14 protein-coding genes are annotated in these 12332 nt (G+C 68.8%); 5 read left to right on the top strand and 9 right to left on the bottom strand.

Annotated features, from left to right (window positions below; genetic code table 11):
* Positions 1 to 6: 6 nt before the first annotated feature.
* The 3 genes from IPP98_13080 to IPP98_13070 are packed head-to-tail and all read left to right on the top strand — an operon-like array spanning position 7 to position 3481.
* A complete protein-coding gene (locus IPP98_13080) occupies positions 7 to 969 on the top strand; it encodes an acetyl-CoA carboxylase carboxyltransferase subunit alpha (protein MBL0180034.1) in 963 nt (320 codons plus the stop codon).
* Positions 969 to 1982: a hypothetical protein gene (locus IPP98_13075; protein ID MBL0180033.1), complete on the top strand. Its 1014-nt coding sequence runs from the start codon at positions 969 to 971 to the stop codon at positions 1980 to 1982. The genes IPP98_13080 and IPP98_13075 overlap by 1 nt, the downstream gene beginning before the upstream one ends.
* Positions 1979 to 3481: a methionine--tRNA ligase gene (locus IPP98_13070; GenBank protein ID MBL0180032.1), complete on the top strand. Its 1503-nt coding sequence runs from the start codon at positions 1979 to 1981 to the stop codon at positions 3479 to 3481. Before IPP98_13075 ends, IPP98_13070 begins: the two co-directional genes overlap by 4 nt.
* Before the next feature lie 68 nt (positions 3482 to 3549).
* On the opposite strand, the gene IPP98_13065 is transcribed toward IPP98_13070, so the two are convergent.
* The 3 genes from IPP98_13065 to IPP98_13055 are packed head-to-tail and all read right to left on the bottom strand — an operon-like array spanning position 3550 to position 5650.
* Positions 3550 to 4110, bottom strand: coding sequence for a LemA family protein (locus tag IPP98_13065; GenBank protein ID MBL0180031.1), 561 nt, complete (start codon positions 4108 to 4110; stop codon positions 3550 to 3552).
* 8 nt (positions 4111 to 4118) lie between these two features.
* Positions 4119 to 4841, bottom strand: coding sequence for a nucleotidyltransferase domain-containing protein (locus IPP98_13060; GenBank protein MBL0180030.1), 723 nt, complete (start codon positions 4839 to 4841; stop codon positions 4119 to 4121).
* The gene (locus tag IPP98_13055) at positions 4841 to 5650 is read right to left on the bottom strand and encodes a TPM domain-containing protein (protein ID MBL0180029.1); all 810 of its coding nucleotides are present in this window, start codon (positions 5648 to 5650) and stop codon (positions 4841 to 4843) included. The genes IPP98_13060 and IPP98_13055 overlap by 1 nt, the downstream gene beginning before the upstream one ends.
* A 42-nt stretch (positions 5651 to 5692) precedes the next feature.
* Here IPP98_13055 and IPP98_13050 point away from each other — a divergent pair, with 42 nt between their 5' ends.
* Positions 5693 to 6319, top strand: a complete 627-nt coding sequence (locus IPP98_13050; protein ID MBL0180028.1) for a thioredoxin domain-containing protein — start codon at positions 5693 to 5695, stop codon at positions 6317 to 6319.
* A 15-nt stretch (positions 6320 to 6334) separates the two neighbouring features.
* Here the strand turns inward: IPP98_13050 and IPP98_13045 are convergent, their stop codons facing one another.
* Entirely contained in the window at positions 6335 to 7060 is a 726-nt protein-coding gene (locus IPP98_13045) for a CPBP family intramembrane metalloprotease (protein MBL0180027.1), read from the bottom strand.
* A 95-nt stretch (positions 7061 to 7155) separates the two neighbouring features.
* Here IPP98_13045 and IPP98_13040 point away from each other — a divergent pair, with 95 nt between their 5' ends.
* A complete protein-coding gene (locus IPP98_13040; GenBank protein ID MBL0180026.1) occupies positions 7156 to 8442 on the top strand; it encodes a hypothetical protein in 1287 nt (428 codons plus the stop codon).
* A 13-nt stretch (positions 8443 to 8455) separates the two neighbouring features.
* Here the strand turns inward: IPP98_13040 and IPP98_13035 are convergent, their stop codons facing one another.
* The 5 genes from IPP98_13035 to atpG form a co-directional block, all read right to left on the bottom strand.
* Positions 8456 to 9067, bottom strand: a complete 612-nt coding sequence (locus IPP98_13035) for a hypothetical protein (protein MBL0180025.1) — start codon at positions 9065 to 9067, stop codon at positions 8456 to 8458.
* 32 nt (positions 9068 to 9099) lie between these two features.
* Positions 9100 to 9714, bottom strand: coding sequence for a hypothetical protein (locus tag IPP98_13030; protein ID MBL0180024.1), 615 nt, complete (start codon positions 9712 to 9714; stop codon positions 9100 to 9102).
* A complete protein-coding gene (atpC, locus tag IPP98_13025; GenBank protein MBL0180023.1) occupies positions 9707 to 9964 on the bottom strand; it encodes an ATP synthase F1 subunit epsilon in 258 nt (85 codons plus the stop codon). Before atpC ends, IPP98_13030 begins: the two co-directional genes overlap by 8 nt.
* The gene (gene atpD, locus IPP98_13020) at positions 9964 to 11391 is read right to left on the bottom strand and encodes a F0F1 ATP synthase subunit beta (protein ID MBL0180022.1); all 1428 of its coding nucleotides are present in this window, start codon (positions 11389 to 11391) and stop codon (positions 9964 to 9966) included. The genes atpC and atpD overlap by 1 nt, the downstream gene beginning before the upstream one ends.
* Positions 11392 to 11453: 62 nt before the next feature.
* A complete protein-coding gene (atpG, locus tag IPP98_13015) occupies positions 11454 to 12332 on the bottom strand; it encodes an ATP synthase F1 subunit gamma (GenBank protein ID MBL0180021.1) in 879 nt (292 codons plus the stop codon).

The following is a 12332-nucleotide window of genomic DNA, read 5'->3' as shown; positions in this document are numbered from 1 at the left end:
GGCAGGATGGCGACCAGCTACACCCTCGAGTTCGAGAAGCCCCTCGCCGAGCTCGAGAAGCAGATCGACGAGCTGAAGCGCGTGGGCAGCGAGCGCGAAATCGACGTCCTCGGGGAGCTCACCACGCTCGAGGAGAAGCTCGACGCGAAGCGCGCCGAGATCTATGCCGGCCTCACGCCGATGCAGCGCGTGCTGGTGGCACGGCATGCCCGGCGGCCGTACACGCTCGACTACCTCTCGTCGATCTTCACCGACTTCATCGAACTGCACGGCGACCGGCTCTTCCGCGACGACCCGGCGATCGTCGGCGGTTGGGCGCGGCTCGCGGGCCAGTCGGTCATGGTGATCGGCCACCAGAAGGGGCGCGACACCAAGGAGAACATCAAGCGCAACTTCGGCATGCCGCATCCCGAGGGCTACCGGAAGGCGCTCCGTCTGATGCAGATCGCCGCGCGCTTCCATGCGCCGGTCATCACCTTGATTGACACGCCGGGGGCGTACCCCGGTCTGGGCGCGGAAGAGCGTGGCCAGTCCGAGGCGCTCGCGCGCAACATCCTCGAGATGTCGATCCTGCCGACGCCGATCATCACGGTGGTGATTGGTGAGGGCGGATCGGGCGGGGCGCTGGCGCTCGGCGTGGCCGATCGGATCCTGATGTTCGAGAACTCCGTCTACTCGGTGATCTCCCCCGAGGGGTGCGCGGCAATCCTCTGGAAGGATGCCTCGCAGCGTGAGCGCGCCGCCGAGGCGCTCAAGCTCACCTCGGACGACCTGCTCCGCCTTGGCCTGGTCGATGAGATCATCCCCGAGCCGGTCGGTGGGGCGCACTTCGACCCCGATGCCGCCGGTGAATCGTTGCGGGCCTCGCTGATCCGCCAGATGACCGAGCTGCGCAAGCTGAAGGCCGACAAGCTCATCAAGCGTCGCCACGACAAGTTCGCGGCGATGGGGGCGTACGCAGACGCCTGATGCCACAAACCGTCGAAGTCCGTTTCAAGGGCAACCGCCGCGAGTTCTTTGACTGGTCCGATGATGCCGCCCCGCTGCGGCTCAACGAACCGGTTGTGGTGGCGGTCGAGCGCGGCTTCGATCTGGGCCGCGTCAACACCGTCGGAGAGGCTGCGCTGGCCAAGTGCGGTGGCTGCACCAGCTGCGGCACCGATGCGCCCGCCCCCGATGCGAGCGCCTCCCCGAGCGACGCCGCCGCGGACACAGTGGCCGCCGCGCCGGGTGTCCGGGCGGCCGTGGTGCGGCGTGCGTCCCCAGCCGACGTTCAGCAGCACGAAGAGTTGCGACGCGGCGAGGAAGAGGCACGGCGTGCCGTGATCGCGCGCGCCGCCGCCCACGACCTGCCGATGCGGATCTCCGACACCGAGTGGCAGTGGGACCGCAATCGACTCACGATCTACTTCACGGCCGACAAGCGGGTGGACTTCCGCACGCTGGTCCGCGAGCTCGCCACCAGCTTCCGAACCCGGATCGACCTGCGGCAGATCGGCGTGCGCGAGGAGGCGGCGCGCCTTGGCGGCGTCGGTCGCTGCGGGCGCGAGCTCTGCTGCAGCACCTGGCTGACCGAACCCGGCCCGGTGAATCTCGCCCTGGCGAAGGATCAGCGACTCTCGCTCAACCCCGCCCAGATCTCGGGCGGCTGCGGTCGCCTCCTCTGCTGCCTCAAGTACGAGCATGAGTTCTATCTGACCGCGCGGAAGCGCTTCCCGAAGGAAGGGAAGCTGATTCAGACGCTGCGCGGAGCCGAAAAGGTCGTGGCGGTCGACATCCTCCGCGAGCGTGTCTTCCTGCGCAGTGACGAGCACGGCCCGCGCGTGATCGGCCTGCTCGATCTGCGCGATGAAGTCGAGCAGGCCCCGGCGACGAGCGCGGCGCCGACGCCAGCCCCTGAGGCCGCGCCGCCGACCCGTCGCCCGCCTGGCGCACCCCGCCGCCCGCAACGCGGCGGCCCCCCCGACGGGAGTTCGGCGTGAAGCCCTGGTACATCACCACCGCCATCGACTACGCCAACGGCGATCCGCACCTCGGCCACGCGCTCGAGAAGATCGGCGCCGATGCCCTGGCCCGCTGGCATCGCCTGCAGGGGCAGCCGGTGCGCTTCCTGATGGGGATGGACGAACACGGCCAGAAGGTCTTTCAGTCGGCGCAGGCCGCTGGGCTCTCCCCGCAGGCCTGGGTCGACGGCATTTCGGCGCACTTCGAGCAGACCTGGCGGAGCCTCCACTGCGCCCACGACGACTGGATGCGCACGACCGAGCCGCGTCACGCCGCCGGGGTGCAGGCCCTGCTCGAACGGATCCGCGAGCGACACCCCGAGGACCTCTTCGTCGGCGAATACGAGGGACTGTATTGCGTCGGCTGCGAGGAGTTCAAGCAGGAAGGGCAACTGGTCGACGGACGGTGTCCCGAGCATCCGTCTCGCGACCTCGTGCGCACCAAGGAGAAGAACACCTTCTTCCGTCTCTCCGCGTATCGTGACCGTGTCCTCGCGCTGGTCGAGGCGAACGATGTGTTCCGGGTCGAGCCGCAGATCCGGCGCAACGAGATTCTCAGCACGCTCCGCGAGGGACTGCAGGACATCTCGATCTCGCGCGCGCGGTTGCCGTGGGGCATCCCCTTCCCAGGCACCGACGACGAAACCGTCTACGTGTGGTTTGACGCGCTCATCAATTACCTGAGTGCGACCGGCTATCCGCACGACGGCTGGGACGCCATCTGGCCGGCCGATCTCCATGTCGTCGGCAAGGGGATCACCCGCTTTCATTGCATCATCTGGCCGGCGATGCTGCTCGCTGCCGAACTGCCGCTGCCGAAGGCGATCTGGGCCCACGGCTACGTGCAGTGGGGCGGCGCCAAGGTGAGCAAGTCGGAGGGGAGTTCAGTGACGATCGCGGAAGCGGCCGATCGGCATGGCGCCGACGCGCTCCGCTGGTTCCTGTTGCGCGAGGTCGGCTTCGAACACGATGGCGACTTCACCTTCGAGCGGTTCGACGCCGTCTACGAGAGCGAGCTCGCCAACGGCCTCGGCAACCTGGCGTCGCGAGTCCTCGCGATGGTGGAGAAGTACCGGGATGGCGTCGTCCCCATCGCCGCGCCGTCGCCACTCCCCGTCGCCGACGCGGCCGTGGCCGACTACGCGTCGGCGATGACCGCCAACGACCTCAAGGGCGCGGCCAAGCTGGTGGTCGATGTGGTGACCGAGGCGAACGGGTACATCACCGTCGCGGCGCCGTGGGCGCTCGCCAAGGGTGGTCAGGAGGCCGAGTTGGACGTGGTGCTCGCGACCCTCGCCACGACCTTGCTTCGCCTCGCGGTGATGACGTTCCCCTTCATGCCCGAGAAGGCCACCGCCCTTTGGAGCGCCCTCGGGCAGGACGGCGCGCCCGAGGCCGCTTGGGAGAACGCCAAACGCCCCGCGCTGGGCGGGGCGTCGGTGCGTAAGCCGGAGAATCTGTTTCCGAGATTGGCGTAGATCGAGTCGTTAGTCGTTGGTCGTTAGTCATTGGAACCCCCTAACGACCAACGACTAACGCCTAACGACTAGAACTTCACCGCCGGCGCATCCTTCGCCCCCGGCGTCGTGACCTCGAAGTATTCGCGCGCCTTCCCCAAGCCGAACATCTTCGCCGTCAGGTTGGTCGGAAACTTCCGCGTCGTGGTGTTGAACTGCTCCACGGCGCTGTTGTAATCCGTCCGCGCGACCGCGATCCGGTTTTCCGTTCCCTCGAGCTGGTCCTGCAGCTGCTTGAAGTTCTCGCTGCTCTTGAGGACGGGGTACGCCTCGGCGATCGCAATCAAGCGGCCCAGCGGCGCCTGCATGGCGGCGTTGGCGTTGGCCATCTCCTGGATGTTGCCGCCCTGCACCGCGCCGGAGAGCTTGGCGCGCGCCTCGGCGACGGCGATGAAGACCGTGGTCTCCTGCGCGGCGACACCCTTCACCGTGGCCACGAGGTTCGGGATCAGGTCGGCACGGCGCTGCAGCTGGACCTCGATCTGTCCCTTGGCCTTGTTCACCTGCTCATCGAGCCCCTGCAGCGAGTTGTACCCGCAGCCGCTGGCCAGGACGGTCACGGCGGCGAGGAGCGAGGCAGTACGAAGCATGCGGCGCATCAAGCATCTCCCTGTGGGTAGTGGTCAATGAACTCAACCGCCCGGTGGACCACTTCAAGATACCGGGCGAACGTGGCGGGGGGGCAGTGCCACTCGGGCTCGGCCCGGTGCCCCGCGATCTCGGTGATCACCGCCGCGTCGTCGCCCAGTACGTCGGCGAGGCCAGCGATGGTTTCGGCGGCCGTCGCGCCCATGGGACGTCCGAGCAGCGCGCCGGTGCACCGGAAGAGCACCAGCAGTTGGCCGACGGAGGCGGTGGCGAAACCGCCGAGCGTCACCATCGACTCGCCGAATCGGACGTAGGCCTGGCGCAGTCGCACCAGCTTGCCGCGCAGTTCCGACTCCAGCGCCCGACGCAGATCCGACGGCGCCACGCGGACGTCGGCGAGCGGATCGGTGCCGTGCAGCAACCGGTAGGCGAGCTGCATGTCGGTCATCTCGATCGGGAAGACATCGACCGAGCGCTGCCACTCCTCGCGGCCGATGATCAACGGCGCCGTGTGACCGGCGCGGTGCCACTCCGACACCGCCCCGGCGAGGCGCCGCAATCCCGCCGGTGACGCGTCGTCCATCACGAGCAGCAGGTTGACGTCGGAGCGTGTGGCGATCCAGTCGCCTCGCACCACCGAGCCGTAGAGCAGCGCGCTGCCGGTCGGCGCGTCGGCCGACTGCAGGCGCGTCACGAGTCGTGCAATATCCGCATCCAATTGGCCACGATCCATCAGAAGCTCCTCCCGCCGCCGCCGCCGCTGAAACCCCCGCCACCGCCGAAGCCGCCAAAGCCACCGCCGCCGAATCCGCCGCCCCCGAAGCCGCCGCCGCCGAAGCCGCCGCCGCCGATGATGAACGGCCCTCTGCCGCCACGACGATACCGGCCACCGCGCCCGCCGCCCCGCGTGTTGATGATCAACCACAGCACGATGATGATCAGCGTCAGGAGGCCGCGGGGAAAGCCGCGTCGCGGCGGCGCCCGGGGCTGCACCAGCGACGTATCGCTGATGCCCATCGTCCGCGCCACCAGATCGGCGATCGCGACGGTCCCGGCCTCGAGCGCCGAACCGTATTGCTGTTCCCGGAGCTGCGGCATCAACGCGTCGAGGATCTGCCCCGTGCGTGCGTCGGTGAGGATCCCCTCGAGGCCGTTGCCGACCTCGAGGCGAATCTCGCCCCGCTGGTCGCCCGACCGCGGCACCAGCAGGAAGACGGCCCCCGCGTTCCGCGTCTGATCGCCGACGGCGGCCTTCGCCCCGACGCCCCAGGCTCGGCCGATGGCGAGTGCCACCTCGGCCGGCTCCCGACCGCCCAGCGTCGGCAAGGTGACCACCGCCACCTCGGCACCGGTCTGCTGCCGGAGCAGCGTGAGGCGCGACTCAATGCGGGCCAGGCTGGCGGCATCCAGCACCTTGGCGACATCGGTCACCATCCCGGTCGGCTGGGCCGGAAAGAGCGAAGCCACCCCGCCCTGCGCCGCGACCCCGCTCAGGAGACCCAGTTGGAGCACCACCAACGCGCCGATACCTTTCTGCCACATGCCGAAAGATACTCGGCCTTCACCCCCCCGACCGGAACTCCCATGGTGCGTCGCCTGCTCCCCTTGCTCCTCCTGCTCGCCCCGGCAGCCGCCGCCGCGCAGCAGGACACGCTGATCGCCCCCCGCGCCAAGGGATCCGTCACGGCGCCGGTGACCGTCTACGAGATGTCCGATCTGCAGTGCCCGTACTGCCGGCGCTTCGCGACCGAGACCTTTCCGACGATCGAGAAGGAGTACATCAAGACCGGCAAGGTGCGCTGGGTCTACGTGCACTTCCCGCTCACGCAGATCCACCAGAACGCGGCGGCGGCGGCCATCTTCGCGACCTGCGCCATGAAGCAGGGGAAGTTCTGGCCGACGCACGACGCGCTCTACGCCCAGCAGGAAAAGTGGGAGAAGCTCGCCGATCCCGCGGCCTTCTTCCTCTCGCTCGCCGGCGGCCTCGGTCTGCAGCGGCCCGCGCTGAACGCCTGCCTCGCGAGCCCCGATGCCGCCCGCATCGTGCGCAGCGACGCCGCCGGTGCGATCCGCGCGGGGGCGAAGAGCACGCCGACCTTTTTCATCGAAGGTGGCATCATGGAAGGGGCCTATCCGATCGAGGCCTTCCGGCATGTGCTCGACAGCGTCGTGACCGTGAAGACGGCCAAGCCGGCGAAGGCCGGCAAATAGTCGGCGCATGGCGCGTCAGGCGAGGGTGACGAAGACGTCGTAGAGCGCGTGCGTCCATGCGGCGATCCCGAAGCCGCGGAGCAGGTAGACGCCGCTGAAGACCAGCCCGGCGAGAAAGCGGAAGAGGAACGACGGCAGTTCGAGCGGATCGCCGTAGGCGCCGATGTAGTGAAAGGCCGAAAAGAGCAGGGCTCCAGCCACCGCGGCGACTACCCCCGCGGTGCGCGGTGCCCAGCCGAACAGGCGCGCCCCCGCCCATGCCAGCGTCCCCACCAACACCACGCGGAAGAGGAGTTCCTCGTAGATCCCCGCGCCAAGCGAGATCATCAACTGCGTCGGCAGGTCGATCGAGGTCCCGCCCTGGCCGATCGCGAGGATGTGCAGCAGCGAGTTGGTCGCCCGGCCCACAATCAGTCCGACCAGCACGGCCAGCACCGAGGACTCCAGCAGCATCCCGCCGAAGACGGACGCGCGGAGGGGGCCCGGATGCCGACGCCAGTCACGCGCGATCAGCCAGACACCGAGGAGCCCCAGTCCCACCTCGAAGGCGAGCACCCCGCGCGCGCCACCCGCGGCCGCAAAGAGCCCCTTGAGGATCACGTCGGCACCGTTGCGCACGCCACCGGCCGTCGGATCGCTCAGAAACCACGCCAGCCCCTCATACGCGAGCAGGAGCGGGAGCGCAAAGAGGAGCGAGTAGCGCGGGGCGCGACTATCCGTGACGTAGCGCGAGGCAGCCATGATTGAAGCTAAACGGGGGGGGCGCCCAGGGTGTTTCACGGCCGAAACGACCGCGGCGGCTTGCCCCGCTTTCCCTTCCCCCGCATCGTTCCGACGTGGCCACCTCCCCGCTCTACCGCGCCCTGGTGCGCGCCGCCGTCCCGCTCGTCCCGATGCTGTTGCGGGATGACCGCCAGCAGCGCGCCCACGCCGGTCGCCGCGGGGCCCCCGCGACCCTGGCCGCCTGGGGACGCCACCACCGCGATGCGACCCGCCCACTCGCCTGGTTCCACGCCCCCTCGGTCGGGGAGGGGCTGCAGGCCAGGGCGGTGTTCGAGGCCCTGAGGGCCCGGCGCCCCGATCTGCAATTGCTCTACACTCACTTCTCACCGTCCGCGGAGCGCTTCGCGGCCTCGCTCGCGGTCGACGGCACCAGCTACCTCCCCTATGACCGTGCCGACGACGTGCGGGCCGCCCTCGACGCCGTCCGCCCCTCGCTGCTGGTCTTTACCAAGCTCGACCTCTGGCCCGAGCTGGCGACCCACGCCGCGGCGCGGCGCATCCCGGTCGCGATGGTGGCGGCAACGGTGTCGCCGGTGAGCAGTCGGTTGCGATGGCCCTCCGTCGAGGCGACGCGGAGCGGGTACCAGGTGCTTGATGCCGTCGGGGCGATCACGCCCGCTGACGGCAACCGCATGGTCGCGCTCGGCAGTCGCCAGGAGTGCGTCCAGGTGACCGGCGACCCGCGCATCGATTCGGTGCTCGCCGTGGTCGCGGCAGTCGACCCCGCCGATCCGCTGCTCGCCCTCGCCGACCCGGCAGCGACCATGGTCGCCGGCAGCACTTGGCCCGCCGACGAGGCGGTGCTGTTGCCCGCCTTCGCGCAGTTGCGTACTCGGCATCCGGACGCGCGCCTCGTGTTGGTGCCGCACGAGCCGACCACGGAACACCTCGACCGCATTGATGGCGACGCCGCACGGCTCGGCCTGCCCACCCCGGTCCGCCTCGGCCAGCTCGCACCGGGGAGCGCTCCGGCCATCGTGGTGGGAGATCGTGTCGGCATCCTCGCGCGGCTCTATGCCAATGGCTGCGTGGCCTACGTCGGCGGCGGCTTCGGCACGTCGGGGATCCATTCCGTGCTCGAACCGGCTGCGTGGGGACGAACCATCGTGATCGGCCCAGCCGATCGTGGCTCACACGATGTCGCGATGCTCCGCGCGACAGGGCGGATCGACGTGTTGCCGCGCGACTCCGCCATCGACTCGCTCCTCCAGCGCTGGGAGGAGATGCTTGATCATCCCGACTCGACCAGGGCCGATGGGGAACGCAATCGCGCCGCGCTCGAGGGAGAGCGCGGCGCGGCGGAACGAAGTGCGATGATGTTGGAGCGACTGCTCGGCTGAACGGCGCCTCAGGTCACGGTGCGAAGCCGACGCCGACGGAGAAGATCCCCGGCTTGAGATTGCTGACGAAGAGGCGATCGTAGGACGCCCGCAGCGAGAGCCCGTTGAGCATCGCCAGCTCGATCCCCCCCGCAATGCCGAAGCGGTTGTCACTGCCACCGTTCGAGATGCTGACCCGGTCGAAGCGCGGCGCAATCCACGGCTTGATCGACAGCGCCGGAATCGGGATCGTGGCAGAGAGGCCGATCGAGACCGGAATGTGACGCACCGTTTCCGAGCCGGCCTTCCACTGCCCCACGCCACCCAGCACCGTGACGCGAATCGGCACCAGCGGACCGCCCAGAATGTTGAGCGACGCCGAGACCGCCTGCGAATAGCCGGACGGCCCATTGTCCGGCTCGGTGCGCGACACCGCGCCACCGATCCCGACGAAACCGAGCCCGACCGCCGCCGAGACGCCGAACGTCGTCGCCTTGCCGAAGTCCTGGTTGGCAAAACCGACATCCGCCGCCAGTCCGATCCCGGTCGGGACACCGTTGTTGACGACCGGAAGCCCGCGCACCTGCGCCGCGAGAGGCGCCGCGGTCAAAGTGGCAAGGAGGGCATACGTGGCAATGGACCGCATCGGACAGCTCCGCGGGGACACGAGGGGAAAGATCAGCGGACCCAGGCCACCGTGAAGGCGATGCCGTCACGATCACCCAGCGCCGCCGAGAAGCGGACGTCGAGGCGGTTGTTCAGCTTGGCGTCGAGTCCGAAACCGATCGAGAAATCCGTCCCGCTGCCGTCGCCGAACTTCGGCATCAGTACCGGATGCACGTACGGCACCAACGACGCCGACGACCCCTCGATCAGGACGCGCCGACCCATCGTGAAGCCGACCGGCAGGTAGCCCACGGTGTAGCCGTCGCCCGAGGCCACGCCGACGCCGAGGGTGAACGACCCGTCGAGCGGGAAGGACTCGTTGTGGTCGAGGACGCGCGCCCGGAGATCCGAACCGAGGAGGAGGGCGCTGTTGCTGCCGCGCCCGCCGTCGGCGAGGCCGCCGCGGAAGCCGATGTCGACGGTGCGATTGAAGGCGGTGCGGTACGAGCCCTCGAGCGCGAAGCCGTTGCCCGGATCGGAGAGCGACAGACCGATTTCGTTCTGGCCGAACGCCCGGTACGGCGCGGCATAGACGGGCGTCCCGGTGGACTGGGCCGAAAGCACTGACGGCGCCGCGAGCGGCGCCGAGGCGAGCGTGGCAAGGACCAGCAAGGCGGTGTTACGCATCGGCATCTCCTGAGATCTGTTCCGCGAGAATGCGGACCGTGTTGGAGACGACCTGCAGGAATCCGCCTTGCACATGGAAGGTCCTGGCCCCGCCCGCAGTGCGGATGCGAAGGGGGCCGGTCCCGAGCACGGTCATCAACGGCGCGTGATTCGGCAGGATGCCGATCTCGCCGTCGAACGCCGTGGCGCTGACCGCCTCGGCCTGTCCATCGAAGACCGCGCGCTCGGGGGAGATGACGGTGACGCGCATCAGCCCTGCAGCTCCTTGGCCTTGGCGATCACGTCGTCAATGCCGCCCTGCATGTAGAACGCCTGCTCGGGAAGATGGTCGAACTCGCCGGAGAGGACGCGCTCGAACGAGGCGACCGTCTCCTCCAGCTTGACGTACTTGCCCGGAAGGCCGGTGAACTGCTCGGCGACAGCGAACGGCTGCGAGAGGAAGCGCTGGAGCCGGCGTGCACGGCCGACGATCAGCTTGTCCTCTTCCGAGAGCTCGTCCATGCCGAGAATCGCGATGATGTCCTGGAGCGCCTTGTAGCGCTGCAACGTGCGCTGCAGGCCGATCGCGACGTTGTAGTGGCGCTCGCCGATGAACTGCGGCGCCAGGATGCGGGACGTCGAGTCAAGCGGGTCGACGGCCGGGTAGATGCCGAGCTCGGTGATCGCGCGCGAGAGCACGACGGTCGCGTCGAGGTGGGCGAAGGCCGTCGCCGGCGCCGGGTCGGTGAGGTCGTCGGCGGGCACGTAGATGGCCTGCACCGAGGTGATCGAGCCGTTGCGGGTCGAGGTGATCCGCTCCTGGAGGTCGCCCATCTCCGTGGCCAGCGTCGGCTGATAGCCGGCGGCCGACGGCATGCGGCCGAGGAGCGCCGACACTTCGGCGCCGGCCTGCGTGAAGCGGAAGATGTTGTCGACGAAGAGCAGCACGTCCTGGCCTTCTTCGTCGCGGAAGTACTCGGCGATGGTGAGGCCCGACAGGCCGACGCGGAGACGCGCGCCCGGCGGCTCGTTCATCTGGCCGTACATCAGCGCCACGGAGCCGAGAATGCCGGCTTCCTTGAACTCGAGGTAGAGGTCGTTCCCTTCGCGGGTGCGCTCGCCGACGCCGCAGAAGACCGACTTGCCGCCGTGTCCCTTCTGGACGTTGTTGATCAGCTCCTGAATGACGACCGTCTTGCCGACGCCGGCGCCGCCGAAGAGGCCGATCTTGCCGCCCTTCACGAACGGGGCGATCAGGTCGATGACCTTGATGCCGGTCTCGAGGATTTCCGTCTTCGGCTCCAGCGCCGTGAACGCCGGCGACGGGCGGTGGATCGCCCACCGCTCGACCGAGGCCGGGATCGCCGGGCCACCGTCCACCGGCTCGCCGAGGACGTTCAGGATGCGCCCGAGCGCGGCGTCACCGATCGGCACCGTCACGGCCGAGCCGGTGTCGACGGCGATCATGCCGCGCGTCACGCCGTCGGTGGAGCTCATCGCGACCGCGCGCACCTGGTTGCGGCCGATGTGCTGCTGCACCTCGGCGGTCAGCCGCACCGGCACCGGCCCGCTCGAATCCTCGACGGTCAGCGCGTTGTAGATCTCCGGCAACTGCTCCGGCGGAAACTCGATGTCGAGCACCGGCCCGATGATCTGGACGATGGTGCCGGTGGTCGGCGTGGTGGCGGTAGCGGTCATTTCCGTCTCTTCCGTTGTGCGTTCAGTCATCGATGATCGATCATCGATGATCGATCATCGAGTTAGAGTGCTGCTGCGCCGCCGACCAGCTCGGCAATTTCCTGCGTGATCTGCGCCTGGCGCTGGCGGTTGTACGTCCGCTTCAGCGCGTCGATGAGGTCGCCGGCGTTGTCGGTGGCGTTCTTCATCGCGGTGCGGCGCGCGGCATGCTCCGCCGCCACCGTCTCCACCAGGCCACGGTACATCATGTTCCGGACGTAGAGCGGGAGCACCTGCTCCAGCAGCGTCTCGGGATCGGGCGACAGGATGTAGTCGGGACGCACGCCACCGGCCTGCTTCTCTGGCGGAGTGATCGGCAGGATGCGGATGGCGGCCGGCGGCGAATTCAGCACCGAGATGAAGCGCGACTGCACCAGTTCGACCACGCCGATGCTGCCATCGGCGAAGCCGTCCATCAGGTCCTGGACCAGCGACACGGCATGCTCCGCCGTCGGACGGTCGCCGATGTCGGGGCGCTCGCTCCGGAAAGCTCGCCCGAGATACTTGAAGAAGCCGATCCCCTTCTTGCCGACGCCGACGAGCTCGACCTGATAGCCCTCGGCCTCGAGCGCCTCAATCCGGCGGCGGGCTTCCTTGATCAGGTTGGCGTTGAAGCCACCCGCCAGCCCGCGATTCGACGTGACGAGAATGATCACCGCGCGCGACGGCCCACCCTTGGTCGGGGACTGCGGGCTCCGCAGCAGCGGGAAGCGCTCCGCTAGTTCCGGCGTGACCAGGTCGGCGATGACCTGGCGCAACGCCTCGGCGTACGGTCGGGCCGCGACCACGCGGTCCTGGGCGCGCTTCAGCTTCGACGTGGAGACGAGCTCCATCGTCCGCGTGATCTTCCGCGTGTTGGTGACGGAGCGAATCCGTCCCTTGAGCGCGCGATTGGTCGCCAT

The organism is Gemmatimonadota bacterium, from assembly GCA_016720805.1.
Taxonomy (GTDB): domain Bacteria; phylum Gemmatimonadota; class Gemmatimonadetes; order Gemmatimonadales; family GWC2-71-9; genus Palsa-1233.
This window is presented reverse-complemented; position numbering and strand designations above follow the sequence as displayed.